The 16,395-nt window shown below is 57.5% G+C and carries 7 protein-coding genes; 5 read left to right on the forward strand and 2 right to left on the reverse strand.

Going from position 1 to position 16,395, the window contains the following annotated elements; all coding sequences use genetic code 11:
• Positions 1 to 151: 151 nt before the first annotated feature.
• The 3 genes from BLU85_RS23290 to BLU85_RS23300 all read left to right on the forward strand — a co-directional run bounded on the left by BLU85_RS23290 (position 152) and on the right by BLU85_RS23300 (position 6,299).
• The gene (locus BLU85_RS23290) at positions 152 to 2,182 is read left to right on the forward strand and encodes a hypothetical protein (protein WP_092204064.1); all 2,031 of its coding nucleotides are present in this window, start codon (positions 152 to 154) and stop codon (positions 2,180 to 2,182) included.
• 230 nt (positions 2,183 to 2,412) lie between these two features.
• A complete protein-coding gene (locus BLU85_RS23295; RefSeq protein ID WP_092204065.1) occupies positions 2,413 to 4,629 on the forward strand; it encodes an autotransporter outer membrane beta-barrel domain-containing protein in 2,217 nt (738 codons plus the stop codon).
• Positions 4,630 to 4,832: 203 nt separating this feature from the next.
• Positions 4,833 to 6,299, forward strand: a complete 1,467-nt coding sequence (locus BLU85_RS23300) for a hypothetical protein (RefSeq protein ID WP_139208022.1) — start codon at positions 4,833 to 4,835, stop codon at positions 6,297 to 6,299.
• A gap of 79 nt (positions 6,300 to 6,378) precedes the next feature.
• Here the strand turns inward: BLU85_RS23300 and BLU85_RS23305 are convergent, their stop codons facing one another.
• Entirely contained in the window at positions 6,379 to 11,367 is a 4,989-nt protein-coding gene (locus tag BLU85_RS23305) for an RHS repeat domain-containing protein (protein ID WP_092204067.1), read from the reverse strand.
• A gap of 54 nt (positions 11,368 to 11,421) precedes the next feature.
• Complete coding sequence (locus BLU85_RS23310; protein ID WP_139208023.1) at positions 11,422 to 11,976, reverse strand: hypothetical protein; 555 nt, start codon at positions 11,974 to 11,976, stop codon at positions 11,422 to 11,424.
• 209 nt (positions 11,977 to 12,185) lie between these two features.
• On the opposite strand from BLU85_RS23310, the gene BLU85_RS23315 reads away from it, so the two are divergent.
• Positions 12,186 to 13,655 carry a hypothetical protein gene (locus BLU85_RS23315; RefSeq protein ID WP_092204069.1) on the forward strand — a complete coding sequence of 490 codons (1,470 nt, stop codon included), beginning with the start codon at positions 12,186 to 12,188 and terminating at the stop codon, positions 13,653 to 13,655.
• A 42-nt stretch (positions 13,656 to 13,697) separates the two neighbouring features.
• Complete coding sequence (locus BLU85_RS23320) at positions 13,698 to 16,385, forward strand: fibronectin type III domain-containing protein (RefSeq protein WP_092204070.1); 2,688 nt, start codon at positions 13,698 to 13,700, stop codon at positions 16,383 to 16,385.
• The last annotated feature ends 10 nt before the right edge of the window (positions 16,386 to 16,395 follow it).

Below are 16,395 nucleotides of genomic sequence, written 5' to 3' on the forward strand. Positions count from 1 at the left end.
CAATAGAGTTTTAAATCATTGCCAGGCCCTTAGCGGCCATCCAATACCTGCGAAGTGTCTGCGGACTGTTTTCTCGATCAGGTGGCTGAATTAATCACCGTCATGGTTTGCCCGTGGCGGACACAATTCAAGTCAAGAGCGAGGACTGGCGATGAGCAGCGTATACAGGAAGCGTAAAGGCGAAGAGGCTCGGCAAGCTTACGACAGGTCATTGAAAGAGCCGAGGCTCGTCGGTGAGATGACCCCTCCCGTTGTTGTAGATGCGATACCTGGCGACCCGGATGGATTGCTTCCCAGGCGAGTGCTCGATGCGCCGATCCGCATCCAGATTCCTGCCTTTCGCCTTGAGTCCGACCCCAATCCTGACGGTACTATCTTTGAGACCGAGCTAAAATTACAGTGGCGACGGGAAAGTGAAGAAGAGTTCCAAACGGTTAGGGACACCGAAATACTACGGAACGACGGATCGATCAACTTTCCTATAGGCCGTACCATCGAAGTGGAAAAGCACGATGGCCTGGAAGGTAAGTTAATGCTTCGCTACTTTGTCATATTATGGGATGGCAATCAGGACTGGTCCGAAGAAGTTCCGATTCGTTTAGATAAAACAGGGCCTTATCTTCATCTACAAGATCCTGATGATATTCCACCAGAGGTAATACTCACTTCAAATCCGATAACGGACGCCACCTTGGATGCAGAAGACGGCGTTGAATGTGAAATTTCTGATTTCGATGATCCGGACAAAGACCGTATTGTCGTTGCGGTCGGCTGGGCCGACGCTCCTCCAAAACCTTCAGACCCTATCGACCCAGTGGTAACAATCCTGTTACCTCCGCTACGAAAGGTGAAAGTTCCCAGAGACAGGGTCGAGCCCCTTGGATCCGGTACACATTATGTGAGTTATGTGCTGGTTGATCCGGCGGGAAATGTCAGTAAGTTGTCGTGGGTAAAGGAGGTGCCGGTGGCCTTGGGGGCTTTACCGACTAATCTGCACCCGCATACCGTCCCTTTGGCGGCAGATGGTTTGATCAATCGCGACGATGCCGATCACGGGGTGACGGTGGATATTCCTCTTTACGACAATCCTGAGCCGGAAGACAATATTTTCGTTGAGTGGGGGGCGTCGAAATTGTCTGCATTTCCGGTGGGCGAGGTGCCGCCGAGCGTATTTCGGATACCGGTTTCCTGGGATCGTTTGAAATCACAATACGATTACACAAACCCGGGGGTGCAAACCGTTTCGGTCGGCTATCGGGTCGAGCGGGCACCGACCGTCGAGTTTTTCCCCAACCCCACCACTATCGATGTCGATGTCGATTTTTCCGTAACGGGCCCAGTCGATCCGGCCGATCCGGATCCCAGTCCAGTTAACCCGTTGCTGGACAAGGTGACGGTATATGGTGATTCCGGTGGTATCAATAAACTGACCGATGCAGATTTCGGTCGTTCTGCCACCGCCAAGTTCAAGGCACCGTATCCAATCGTCGTTGGCGATATCTTTACCTTGTACTGGAAGGGTGTGCCCGTGACTGAGACCTATGCAGCCACTGGCGCGGAAAGACCCGGTCTCACTGACATCGTTATCAATGTTACCTGGGATGAGATCGAACGCGGTGGTTCGCACCCCGAACTGCCGGTGATGTATGTAATGAGTAATCCCATCAACTTTCCTAACAATGACCAGGAATCGGTGACGACCAAGGTTGGGGTCAACGCTATCAGGGTCAACCTCCCTGAACCTTCCTTTCCTGATATGGGCTCTACTCCAGGTCCAGTGATCAACTGCACTCATTTACGTAGTGTAGGCGGAGTCGTTGGATACAGGATTAAGGTTCCGCCTTCGTCCTATCTGGTACCAGGAGATGACATTACACTGCGTTGGCGGGCCTTCGGGGCCGATGGTACGACCCCTATCGATGCGGTTGACAAGAATTCAACGTTTGCAATACCAGACGGCGCGCAAACCACCGGTGTTGATTGGTTTGTTGAGTATGACGCGCATGTTTTACCTACAGATCCACTCGTGGGGACTAACAGGCACGCCTTCGTTGAGGTGGATTACACCATTCCCGTGGATGGATCGGGAAAAGACTCGATAAAGCTGCGCAAGATGGTGTCGATTGCCTTGGGGTCGGCTGGCGCAACTTGTGACCTGGATATCGTCGTGCCCACGCCTTGAAATTTCCGACGTGCCCAGGATCCGCAGACGGTGTCCTGGGCGCCGACGGAGTCTCTTGCCAATGAACGGAATGAGATTAAGGAATAATCTCTACATCAATAGGAATTTTCCTACATAGCGCACTAGGGTCAATCTGTAGTCTTCGGCGCCTATTGAATGGTGTCGTACGTAGTTTCTGGAATTTACCTACGACGTTGGTGTTAAACCGGAATTTCTCTACGGTGCTTTCCATGACGTGTGTAAAAACCTTTACCTTGTGCCCATTGCCCCTGGCCTTGAAGCTGCTTTCCATCGCCCCCTTTCTGATGGTCAGCCAACCGGCATTCGCCATGATCATCGATGGCGGCAGCCCGGTGGTCATTGACGGCACGGCGCCGCTGGACCGCTATACCGTGCGCAACAACGCCCAGCTCACCGCCAACGGCGCGACGACCAATGAAATCGTCGTGCAAACCGATTCCCAGCTCAACCTGAACGGCTCGGCTGTCAACGCCACTGGAATTACGAACGGCGTCACGCTGACGCAGAGCAGTGCGACCATCAATGGCAGCACCATCGTCAGCAGCCGTTCGGGGCTTTTCCTAGGGCATACCGTCGGCTCGGGAGTTGGGGCCCAGGCCAGTGTCGCCGACAGTTCGATTACCGGCGGCAACCGCGGTGTCACCGTCGCCAGCCTGGGGGTGCTTGACCTGTCGCGCACGGCGGTCACGGCGACCGATGCCAATGGCATCGGCCTGCAAATGACCGAAGCTTCGGTGATAGCACGGGCCAGCACCATCAGCGGTGGCCAGAATGGCATCCTGATGATGTCCAGTGGCAGTGGCCCGGCCGGGGCGTCGCGCACCCTGGAGCTCGACGGCACCCATGTCGAAGGTTTGACCGGCGCGGCCATCAGTGTCACCGACCCCGGCGCCACTTCGGAGCCAGCCGAGATCCTGATCAAGAATGGTTCGACCCTGGTAGGCGGTAACGGCGTGGTGCTGGAGGTGCGGAACGGCGCCATCGCCAACACCACCGTGGACAATAGCAACCTGGTGGGCGATGTGATCGTCAACGACGGCAGCACGGCCAACCTCACCTTGCAGAACTTCGCGACCCTGACCGGGCGCCTGCAGAATGTCGAGACCCTGGACCTCAACAGCCAGGGCAAGTGGATCATGGTCGAGGACGGCCAACTGAATAACCTGAACATGGGCGGTGGTTCGGTGCAGTTCGGTCAGTCGAATGAATACCTGCGCCTGTCGGTGGCCAACCTCAGTGGCAATGGCAACTTCATCATGCACACCGACTTTGCCAGCGGGCAGACTGACTTCCTCGAGGTCACCGGCACCGCCACCGGCAGCCATACCCTGGACATCGCCAGCAGCGGCGCCGATCCGCTGTCCGACAAGCAGATCCATGTGGTGCACACCGCCGGCGGCGACGCTGCGTTCTCCTTACTCAACGGTCGCGTCGACCTCGGTACCTATTCCTATGACTTGCAGCAGGTGGGTGCCAATGACTGGTACCTGGACGCTGCCAGCAAGGTGATCAGCCCGGGCACTGCCTCGGTGCTGGCGCTGTTCGATGCCTCGCGCTCGGCCTGGTACGGCGAGCTGAGCACCCTGCGCACCCGCATGGGTGAAGTGCGCATGAACAGCGGCCAGGCCGGCGGCTGGATCCGTACCTATGGCAATCGTTTCGATGTCTCGGCCGAATCCGGCATGGCCTACAAACAGACCCAGCACGGCCTGTCCCTGGGGGTCGATACGCCGGTCCCGGCGTTGGGCGACGGCCAATGGGTGATCGGCCTGCTGGGCGGCTACAGCCGTTCCGACCTGCAGATCAAGCACGGCACCTCCGGTGAGGTGGACAGCTTTTATGTCGGTACCTATGCCACCTGGCTGGATGCCGACAGCGGTTACTACTTCGATGGCGTGCTCAAGCTGAACCGCTTCCAGAACGAATCCAAGGTGGCCCTCAGCGATGGTGCCAAGGCCAAGGGCAGCTATGACACCCATGGCGTGGGCACCACGCTGGAGTTTGGCCGGCATATCAAGCTCGACGACGGTTACTTCGTCGAACCTTTTGTCCAGGCGGCCGCGCTGGTGGTGCAAGGCAAGGACTACTCGCTGGATAACGGCATGACCGCCGAGGGCAGCCGCAGTCATTCGCTGCTGGGCACGGCGGGCGCTACGGTGGGTCGGGATATCAACCTGGGCGGTGGGCAGATTCTCCAACCGTACCTGAAGGCGGCCCTGGTGCATGAGTTTGCCAAGGAGAACGAGGTCAAGGTCAACAACACCCGTTTCGACAACGACCTGTCCGGTTCGCGCCTGGCCTTGGGTGGCGGGGTGGCGATGAAGGTCACGGACAAGGTCCGCTTGCATGCCGACCTCGACTACAGTCATGGCGACAAGATCAAGCAACCCTGGGGCGTCAACCTCGGCGCATCTTATGCCTGGTGATCTATCGAAATAACGACAAAGGGCTGGTTATTCCAGCCCTTTGTCGTTTTTGCACACCGGGTTCCAAACGGGTTGTCAACCTAGCAGTTCTATCAGTACTCAAGTTGCAGAGTGCGGTGTTAAATGCTCCTTATTACGTCGGGGCTGATGGATGAAGTTGATAGTTCATTGGCATGTTTGTTCCTGCTTGAAGGAGTATCGCCATGACTGATGACAACTCTCCACGCCGCCTACTGCGTAAGCCGATTGTTTCAGTACTGCTGCCCGATAGTTCCGATTGGGACGAAACCGGATTGTTGCCGGTTGAGTATGTGAGTAAGCCGTTGCGGGTGGAAGTTCCACCTTGGATCGATTCACCGCCAAGTCCCGGGCTGAGGTCGTTTCTACGGGTTTACTGGGATAACCTGCCCCGTCCCGTTTATGAAAAGGAATGGACATCGACTGACTGGGGGAGTGGAAACAGTCCTCCGCCTGCCGATTTGTTTTTCGATCTTGAGGCATTGCATGTTGTTCATGGTGTCCATGATCTGTGGTACGAAGTGACGCTCTTTGGCGGCAATATTGACCCCTCTGAACATCTGACGGTCACCATCGATGAAATCCCCCCCAACCTCGGCAGCGACCCCAGGCTGGTCTTCGACACCACCGAGGTGACCAACCAGTACCTGGACAACAACGATGACAAGTTGATGGGGGATGTGCCGCCGTATGCGGGTGGCGCCCCAGGCGATGTCATCACTTGGTACTGGAGCCAAGTTGCGTTTCCGGTGAACCCGGCGGATAAAGTCGATTCACGCACGTTGTTTCGTGGCGAGAGCGGCCAGCCGCTGCCGCTGGAGGTTCCGGGTCGTGTCATTCGGGACAATAACAATGGCGAGCGTTTTGCGTACTACCAGATCAGCGACCGCGCCGGTAATGTCTCCACCTCTCGCGAGGTGCGCCTGAATGTGAACATTCGGCCGCCTACGCCACGGCGTTTTCCCACCGTGAAGGAGGCGAACAGTACCCCGTCAGGCACGGGCACGTTGAATCCATTCAACGGTGGCTCAGGGGTGACCGTGGTGGTGGAAGCCTCGGAGGTCGATCCCCACGAAGACGTCATCGTGGACTTCGTCGGCCTGGGCGGCGAGGACGGTGTCGGCTCCATCACGGGCGTGCGACCCATCACCGCCGGCGGGTTGGAATTTGCCATCCCGGCAGCCGTCGTCGCGGCGAACATTCCGGTGGACAGCTCCGACTTGCGCAAGGTCGAGACCTATTATTGGCCCGGCACGTCCCCCCAGCATTCGGCGATTTATACCCTGCGCATCAACCCGTTCGCCGTCGGGGCGCTGGGGCAGGTGCATTGCCGCCAGGCGCAGGTGGGCTCGCCGGCGACCCTTCCCAAATCGCGCGTTCCGCCAGAGGGCGCGGACCTGGAAATTGCCCGGTGGATCTATCAGGCCCGGGGCCAGCGGATGAACGTGTGGGCCATCGCGGAGGGCGTGCGCACCGATTTCCAGCGCGGGGTCCCGCATGGTTTCGATGGGACATTCAGCATGAAGATCGCGAAGGATTATGTGGATAGGCTGGCGCTTGACTCCATGTTTACGCTTTATGCGGGGGTGAGTTTTGATGGGGGGGAGAGTTATATTGAGTTCAGGAGTTTGGCGTTGAAAGTTGTGGCTTAAAAACGTCTGGGACTACCCGGTAGGGAACCTACCGGGTTTTTCAATGGTGCCATTGTATCGCTAGCTCTTTGAATAAAATCTAGCTACGGTCTCTGATCCATTTTCCGTCCTTCGATACCTTGGCGCTGAATGACTTGACATTAAGTTTGCCGTTAGTGACTTCGGATTGGACAAGATGCCATTTTCCGTCTCTACCGTGTATTAGCTCCCCACCTGCTCCGGAAAGCTCTGTTGCGTTTGAACTGACTTCAGCACCAGCGCGATCTCCCTCAGTAGGGGAGTCACCTACGCTACGGGATCGTTTTAGCTTGCGGGAGTTCGTAGGCCCAGTGTATTGGGATCGCACCCTAGGGAGTTTTTTTCTCTGAAAGAAGCGATACTTGCTCCTAAATGCCTCATTCAAGAAATCGGTTGCTTCTGTGGCACTGGCGCTACGCTTTGCAGCGTTCGCGCCTTGTACCGCCGCTGAGGCTCCCTCATCAACCGCGCTGGCTGCAGCCCCTGTCCCGCTCCTGGAAATTATGGCCGTCTGATCCGGTCCTATAGAGCCAAAGCTTTTTGCCACTTGGGCATGCCAACTTTGGGTGGCAGCCGCAGCAGAAGCAACTTTAGCAGCCGCCTTCATGGCTTGCGACAGACCCCAAACACCAAATAACGTGTCCAAACCACCAGAAATCAGCGCACTTGTCTGCTTTCTTTCACGATCTCGCAACCTCGTAGCGTGGGTAGCCATGATACCTTCATACATGCCATAAACACCGGCACCAATCCCCAACAAGGTGAAGGTACTCGTAACACCTATCGCCAGCGCCCCAACCGGAGGCGCAATGACCACCGCCGCTATCGACAACGCAATACCAATCGCCGACAGCGCCGCGCCCAGCGCGCCCAGCCAGTTCACGCCACGATTGGCATGCCCGGTGGGGTCGACGAAGTTGATCGGGTCGCCCGCCGTGTACATGTAGGGGTTGATCCCCCCGGCATCGAACGGGCTCAGCGAATCCGGGCTGTGGAAGCACATCAGCGTCGGGTTGTAGGCGCGGTAGCCGCGGCCCAGCAGATACCAGCCACTGGTTTCATCGCGGACTTCGCCGTTGAAGCCCAGCAGACATTGCAGGTCATCCTGCGGGCGACGTTCGCCATAGGCGCCATATACGGCCTTGCGCAACTCATCCTGGCTGCTCTCGCCCAGTACGCTGTTCTTCGCATCGGTCAGTAGCAGCAGGGTTCGCTCGGGATCGTCCTGTTGCTGCTGGCCCAAGGGTTGGCCGTCGATTCCCAGATAATGGATCTTCCTGTCGCCTTGTTCGGTCCGGGTCAGGCTGTCGTCATCGTAGAAACGCAAGGTTTCCTCGTCCGACTCATGGGTAACGCCGAACAAATGGTCGTGGGCGTCGTAGCGGTATTGGCTGACGGTCTTGCCGTCGCTGTCGGTGACGCGCAACAAACGACCCTGGCTGTCATACGTCAGGCGCTGGCCGTTTTCGTCGTGCAACAGGTTGCCATCCTCGTCGTAGTCGAGCTCGATGCTGTCCGGATAGTCGGGGTGCTTGTGGGTAATCCTGACCAATTGGCAGTGATCGTCATCGGCAAAAGTGCGCACGGTTTCGTCGCGGCTGCCGTCGGCGAACAGCGTATAAACCTCGGTGATATTGTCCAGCGCATCGAAGGCGAACAGCTGTTCACAAATCCCGTTGCCATAGCGATCTTGCGGCAGTTGGCTGCCTTCGCAGTTGTACTGCACCAGCCGTCCGCGCGGGTCGTAGCCGAAGGTTTCGAGCAGCTCGGTTTCATCGCCCTGTTGCCGATGGCGGCTGTGCAGCTTGCTGTCGGCCCGGTAGACCTGGGTGATCGTCTGCTGCGGGTGACCACTGCTCAGGTTTATCTGGCGGAGTATCTCGCGGCCCTGGTCGTCGAAGCTCAGCCGGGTTTCCAGTGACTGCCGGGTATGGGTGTTCTGCGTGGTGATCAGGCTGATCTGGCCGAGGCTGTCGTATTCGAAGGTCGCCTGGATCTGGCCCTGGGTCACGCTCTTGAGCCGGGCCTTTTCGTCATAGTCATAGGTGCAAAGCAGGCCATTGTCGTTGGTGCGGGTCAGGGGCCGGCCATTCAACGTATGGGTGTAGTGACTTTGCCATTGCTTGCCCGAGCGCTTCTCGGTCCAGCTCTCGCGTCGCAGTTGGCCGGTGGAGCTGTAGTCGAAGCTGTGCTGGCCCTGAGTATTTTCCGAAAGTGTGAGTTGCGCGCTTTGCTGGTCGTAGTTGAAGCTCGACTGCTCGTCCGGGGCGATGCTGGCGACCGGTGCGCCGGTCAGTCCCAACTGGTACTCGTAGCTGATGGATTGGTTGCTGGCGGTGATCCGCGTATCGACCTGGAGTTGCCCGCCTTTGTACTGGAACTGTTGCAGGCGCGGGCCGACTTTCAGTGTGGTCTGGCGATCCAGCCCGTCGAAGGTCTGCGAGCCGACGCAGGTGCTCGTCTCATTGGCGACGACCTCAAGCTTGATGGGTAACTCATCGGCGCTGTGACGGGCGTACGTGCGGTGAATTTCACTGTAGTCGGGCAATGTGGTGGCCTGCACCCGACCGAACAGGTCGTAGGTGAAACGGGTGGCTTCGCCCATCGGGTCGATCTGCTCGACACAATTGCCCAACCCGTCATAGAAGAACTGCATTTCGCTGACCGTCTTGTCCGCTGCGTCCAGCGCCTCGACCTTGTCTTCCTTGCCAAAGCGATTGAGCGTCGAGCGGGTCTTGCCCGTTATTTTCACCGGGGTGGCAACGCTCTCGCTCCAACTGCGCAGGGTTTGCGAGGGCGGGTCGTTTTCAGTGACATGCGCCACGCCATCGCTGCCGATGACCTTGTATTGCTCGCCCCAGGCGTCGTACTCGTAGCGGCTGGTCAGGGCAACATTCTTGCTGCCTTCCCAATCGATGTCGGTCTCGCTGGCCAGTTGTCCGAGGGCGTTGTAGGTCGCTCGGTAGGTTTCTCGCAAGGCATCGGGTTCGCCGCCCATGGCATCGGCATCCTGACGCTGCACTTTCAATACGCGGTTCAAGCCATCCAGCCAGGTAATGGTTTCGACGCCCTTGGCATCCTTGGCCCACTGCTGCGCCTGTTGCTCCGGTGTGTTGGTCAACGTGTAGCTGTAGGTGCGCTTGGCATGGTAGGCCGTGTCCGGTGCCACGCTCTCCTCGATCACCCGGCCCAGGCGATCGTACTGGTAGACGATCTCGGTGCCGACATCATCGGTGCTGAGCAGTCTGGCGCCATTGAGCAGCGAGTGTTCTTCGATGATCGTTTTGCGGATCGGCGCACGGGGTTGGTCGTCATAGCCGACCAGGGTGGTTTCGGTGCGCATGACCATGGCCCCGGTACGGGCGCTGCGGGTCATGCTGTAGGCGTATTCGGTGGTGGTCAGGGTATCGTCCTGGCCGTACAGCGTTTGCCGCATTTTGCTGAGCAACCCGTGCTGGCGGGGATCATCGGGGTTGACCAGATACTCATGGGCGATACGGCGCAACTCGGTCTGTGGCTGGTCGTCCACCACCTGGAACAGGGTCTCGTCGCTCAAGGCCAGCCAACGGTCGCTGCCGGCGAGCCCGGGGTATTCAACGTAGCGATAGCAGGTTTGCAAAACAGGCGCCTCACCGTACTCGGAAGCGGCCGGTGTCACGGTCTTGCTCTTGATATTGCGCACGAACCCGTGCGGATCGGCCGGGCAGTCATCCTCGCCCAAGGCGCTGTACCAGGTGTTGGTTTCGGTCACGCCATTGGCATTGACCTGCACCAGCAGGTTGCCGAAATCATCGTAGGTGCTGGTCGTCACTTCACTGTGCCGGGGCAAGGTGGCGGCAACATTGCGCCAGGTCTGGGTCAGGCGCTTGGGCAACTGGAAGTAGGCCGGCTGGTCCTTGAAGTCATCCAGCGGGTCGCCGTAGTACTCGGTCTCGGTCACCAGCAGGGAGTCGTCCTTGCCTGGTGCGCTGGCTTTTTGCGAAGTCTCTTCCAGCACCTGCAGATGGAACCGGTTGAACACCCGGCGGGTGGTTCGTATCGGTTTCTGGGCCTGGGCATCCCAGAGAATCTCGCTGGTTTCATAGCGATAGCCCCGGACCACGCCATCGCGATAAAGGTTATCCAGGCCATTATTGGTCCAGGTGACACCACTGCCATAACCGAGGAAGTTGTTGCCGGTGCGATCGTACTCATAATGCGTTTCGATGATCGGTTGCCCGAATCCCGGATCGATCTTGTGCCAGTGGACCCTGGGCAGCGTACGGTCGAGCACCCCAGGGAAGGAATGCGGTGTGCCTGAATAGCTGACGGTTTCATGGCCGCCAGCGGGGGTACGGACCTCCTTGAGCAGGGTCAGGCCGCTCAGGGAGATGTAGTCGAAGCGCCAGGACGCCAGGTCGTCGGTGGGCAGCACCACGCTTTTGGTTTCGCCGCCGAGGATATTCAGCACGAACAGGGCTTCCAACGCGGTGTCGGGATACAGCTTCACCTCCAGGATGTTGGCGCTGCGTTCCAGCCTGAGCAGCTCGGTACGGTCGGCATTGCGGATTTTGTTCAGCAGTGGCTGGGTACCGAAGGCTGTGTATTCCAGGGTCACGCTATGACCCTGGGGCGAGAGCATTTCCACCGGCATCGCGACCTGGCCCTGGCCCACCTGGAGGATTTCCACCAACCCGGATTTATGCACGACCTTGTAGCGTTGATCGCCCAGGTCGTGGAAGTGAAAGGTATCGAGTTTCTTTTCCGGGATCTCCATGCCATCGGGCCCGGGATCGACCTTGAAGGTTTCCCCGGAATACAGGGAAAGTATCCGGCTGTGCGGGTTGTACTGGGACAGTTGCAGGTCCCAACCTTTGCCAAAGCCACTGTCGCTTGTGTTGAGCGCATTGAAATTCAATTGCAGCGGTACGACTGGGCCACAGAGGTTATTGGCCTTGAGTTCGGGCAGGGAGATGGCGCAAGTGTATTGTCCGGTGCGGGGGTCGACCTGGCTGAGGATGAAGTTCAGGAAGTTAAAGGCGTTGGAGGGCACGGAGGTGGCGGTGGTCATGGGGGTGGTCCTCGGTGTGCGCGGTGAGGGGGCTGCCTGTTGAAAGTGTTTGGATTAGTTAGCGGGTTGTGAGCGTTCGATGTAGACGCAACTGATGCGCTCGTTGAGGTTTTTGCTGGCTAGATCAGAACCTACAAAAGCTCCATCGGGCTCAACCCGTAGGTGTTTTCCGGCAATCAGCTCTCCCGGCCGCAGGTGTCGCAGTGCATCGATGGAATGTGTCACGGCGCCGTGCGGGGTCCAGTCAGTGGGTTGCTTGACGGTTTTCAACAGGAAGAAAAAATTACTTGGGACTTTCGCATTCGAGCAGGACTCATTTTCAAAGAACTGAATCAAAGTTGCCGAGGGTACATTTTCCAGCCAGAAAGTTGAAACCATATTATTTTCACAATATTGGTTCGGTAAGCTGAAGTTCGCTGTCAGGGTTGTTTCAGGGATTGGCAAAGTGCACTTTTCTTCGCCTTTGTCGTTATTGAAGTGAATGCTTCCGAAAGCATTCTGTGTGGTATTACCCCGGTCGGGTGCAACGCACGCAACAATGCCGAGAGCACTGACACTGATAAGCGTCATCCAGGCACAAGTTCTCAATGTCGATTTAAGCGAGTTCATGGTCGGATACCTCTATTTAAATGGCCGAGGCTGTTTGGAAGGGGTGGCTGCACAGTTACCTTCTGGTCGAATCTAGCACTCACAAGAACCTTTGGAACCTAGTAGTTCTGCTAGTACCCAGCCTGTTTGGCCAAGCGTATAAATAAAAAAACTCAGGTATTTGCACGGGCAATTGTCCGGCTACCGGCATTGATTCGAAGGGTGGCAATATGACTACAAGCCATATCAAAGACGGAAAAAAAACGCCGGCCAAACCTCGTCAGGATGGCCTGCTACCCGCCCCGCAAATCAAGGAGTCCCACGACCAGCACCTGGATGCCGACAAGATCGATGGCAGCATGACCCTCGCGGTCGTGCCCTATCCCGGCATGGCCAACGGTGATGTGGTCCGCTTGTTCTGGGTGGGGACCCGTGGCGATGGGAACTCCGGCCCTGCGGTCAACCTGCCTCCCAAGACCTTGAGCGACAGTGACACCGACCCGAGCAACAACCCCGGTTCAGTGCTGACCTGGACCGTGTTGAAAAGCAGTGCCGTGGCGGTGCGCGACGGCAGCATCGCCCTGCATTATCAGGTCAAATATGCGTCTCCCTCGCAGCCCGATGACGAATCGGTGGAACGCACGATCCTGGTCACGCCACCCAGCACACCTGAACTGCCGGCGGCGACCGTCATGGACCTGACCGGCAGCGTGATCAATCCCATCCAGTTCCCCGAGGGCATCCGGGTGGTGGTGGCGCCTTATCCGGGGATTCGCGCGGGTGACGATCTGCTGGTCTACGGCACACGCACCGGGTTGGGCAGTGGGCCGAATAAAAACACGGTCCAGTATCTGCGAATCGACCAGGCGATGATCGACAGCGGCCGGATCGAGGTGCCGATGCCGCTTCAGTGGTTGCTCGATAATCAGGGCGGTGCCGTCAGCCTGCGCTACCAATATGCCCGTGACGATGGGGCCGGTTCCGGCGAAATTCTGGAACTGACGATTCGCGAGCCGTTGGTGTTGCCGACACCCACGGTGGATAACAGCGTGGTCAGCGAGGGCCGCGACGAGTTGAATCCGATCACCGCCATCAGTGGCGCCTTTATCAGCATTCCGCCGAGCGCGACCATCGGTGACGATGACTCGGTCATCGCCCATTGGAAAGGCTTCGGGGCCGAGGGCTCGTATGACGCGGTGGATCCTGCCCAGACCAACCCATTGAAATTCAAGGTGCCTTCGACGGCCTTGCCGCCGAACTTCGGCAAGACGGTGGAAGTGACGTATAGCGTCTCGGGCCAAGAGGCCCAGCCCCCATTGCAGTTGTTCGTGCGTGAGCTGACCAGCCATCCGGCGATTACCTGCGAAGGCGCCCAGGTCGGCTCGCCGGCGACCCTGAGATTGTCCGCTATTCCCCCCGGCGGTGCATTGTTGAGCCTGGGTCTCTGGTCGTTCATTTCAACGGCTCAAAGCGTGCGCCTGTGGTTGACCTCCAGCGCGGTTCCTGAACGCGACATCATTGCCGTGCGCCAGGTCCTGCCCGCCGAGACGACTGCGGGCGTCACGGCGCGCCTGACGACCACGCACCTGGCGGGAATCCCGGTTAATTCACTGTTCACTCTGCGGGCGAGTGTCAGTTTTGATGGCGGGCACTCGACTGTGGTGTTCAAGAATCCGTTGCAGTTGAAGTTGTTGGATTGATTACCCAAGGCATGCCCTTTGCGACACCGGGAAGATCGGATCATGAGCAAAATGTCATTGACGAGTTTGATTGCCGAGATGCACGGCAAATCCCTGACCTGTGGTTGGGACGCCGTGGTGCTCTACGATCAGCGCAAGACCAATGAATTATTGCTGCAGCTTTATATCGAGCGGGTCAATAGTGAAAACGGCTATATCGAACCGATGTCGATGGTGGCGCCCTGGGGCGAGGATGCCTACAAAGAATACATCCATGACCTCAAGTTGAGTGCGCCGCGCTTGTCGTTTGAAAACGCCGATCCGAAATTGCCGGCGAAGACCCGCCTGACCATGGACATGATCGGCGGCATGATCGTCAGCGCCAAAAAACCTCCTGGCGGGCCTTTTTACATATCGAAGTTGCTCAAGATATTGCCTGTGGGTGGCCCACAACTGTGGATGGACCAGCCTGTGACCAAGGCCCAGGTCAACGGTCTTGGCGAAGTGCTGATCGATTTGGCAAATGCCAATAACTTCAAGGCCAATTTCGTGCTTGGCGAGCTGTCGATGGAAAAAGTCGGCATCCGTTTCAAGGAGTACTTCCAGGAAAATATTCCCGCTGACAAGAAAGTGTTCCCACTGGGCCGCTTGGACGGAGAGTTGAATGGTGCGTTGACTCCGCAAAACTTCGAAGTCCGGTTGATGAAATCCGCTCCCAACGCTCTGATGGGCGATGAGCAATACGGCGAGGGCGCGGTGATGTTGTTCATCACCTTGAAGGGCGGGCGCGATAGTAGTCGCTTCCCCGACGCCCAGTCACCTTATTTGATTCCGGCGGATGGGGGCGGGGGGAAATATACCGGCACCTTGCTGATATCGAACAAAGTGCTCGTGGAGTCAATTCTGAAGCCGGCGCTGGAAAGCTCCATAGGTAAAGGCCTGGAACTGACGATCATCGATAAAGGGCAGGATCTTGCTTCGACGCTGCAAGCGACGGCCGGTGGGAGCCAGGTTGGTTTTGACACGACAATGTATTCCTATTGGTACGCACCCACTCAAAGCCAGTCATTCACAAACAGCAGGTTGGAACCCTTCGCTTACCAATTCAAATGGGACGTCAACGCACCCAGTGGCTTGAGTCTCTTTTATGGTGCAAAAGGCAATCTCTACATCCAGTGGCTCGCATCGGTTTCGGGGCAATGCAAAGTGCCCGCAAGGAACCCGGATCACGATTTTGGCTACCAGTGCAAGCATTGGCTGCAAGTATTGCTCGAGGCCAATGTGGACCCGACAAGCAATCATGTAGCGCTGAATAACCCGATCATTGAAATAATTCAAACCCGGGTCACGTTTAACGGAAGTGCCGGTCATTACTGGAATGAAGACGGTGAGGCGGAGACGAAAAGGCATATCAGCGACAGGGTCCAATTCGCCATTGGCGGTGTCATCGATAATATCCAAATTCCGTCGATCGACGTCTTCACCCTAAGGAATCTGTTATTCCCGGGGCACAACGCGCTGCACCTGACCAAGGCTTTCGTCCCCGGCGACCTCGCCCTGTTCGGTGAAATCGACCCGCTACGTACCAGTGCGAAACTCTCCCCGCTCAACTCGACCGTTGAAGCTGGCAGCGGATTTCAGTTCGACCTGACCCCGATGCCGAGCAATGTGACCTGGTCGGCGCGGGATATCGATGGCCGGGTGTCGCTGCCGGAGGTTATCAGTTCGAGCGGGTATTTTACCGCGCCATCCCAAAGCCAAATGCCCGAGGGCTTTCTCGCCATCGTGGTGACCGCGCGGGGCACCTTGGACGGAGCACCGGTGCAAAGCTCGGCGTTGGTTTCGGTGTTGGGCAGCATGGTCTTGACCAACCCCCTTTACGACAGCTGTGATCCGGGAGAAACGAAACAATTGACTGCCGAGTCACTGGACGGTGGCGCCCTGGAATGGAATATCCTGACGCCGCAATGGGGCTCAAGCTTGACCCCGGTATCGGGTGAACCGACCAAAAGAACCTATACGGCTGGCGGCAGTTCGGACCGCTATACACCGTTTTCCCTGGACAAGATCGAAGTCAGGCAAACGTCCAATGGCCAGGTGGGTTATATCCATGTCCTGATTCAAAACCAGGCGGTCACCACGCCATTGCGAATTTCCGAGGCGAGCGACCCTGACAATGGCACGGTGCAGTTTGAACTGCGCGGCACGCATGGCCCGGTCGACCCCTCCAGGGTAACCTGGAAATTGCTCGGTGGGCCGGGCACTTTCGATGAGAGTACAGGTAGCTATCGTGAACCGGCCTCCGTGGCGCCGGGCAGCTTTATCGTCGTGTCGGGTATGGTCCCCGATGAGTTCCAGGACATGCTTGCCGTTGCTGCGATTCCGTTGCCGCTGAGCAAGTATGTGGAGTTGCTTGAAATTCTGAATGAGACGGTCCCGCCTGTAGATTCCTCTCTCCCGATTCCCGGAAACTTTCGCTTGGAACACAATAATTACTACCCAATCCAGTTTCAGTGGAGCGCGTCGAATAACGCGGTTAAATACAGGCTTTACCGATGGTGGGTACCGATCGCAGACATTACCGGCACCGAATATACCTCCAGTGTTCAAGGCTATAACCGCTTCCATTTGCGTGCAGTTGATGCAGCCGGGCAACTGTCCGAGCGAACGCCTTATGTTTATTTTTATCCTCCAGGTTATTTGTCAAGCGAGCCTGGTCGTTCGGCCGGTTCAGGCGACGAGGGAGGGTAGGAGCTAATAA

This window comes from Pseudomonas sp. NFACC14, assembly GCF_900106885.1.
GTDB lineage: Bacteria > Pseudomonadota > Gammaproteobacteria > Pseudomonadales > Pseudomonadaceae > Aquipseudomonas > Aquipseudomonas fluorescens_AA.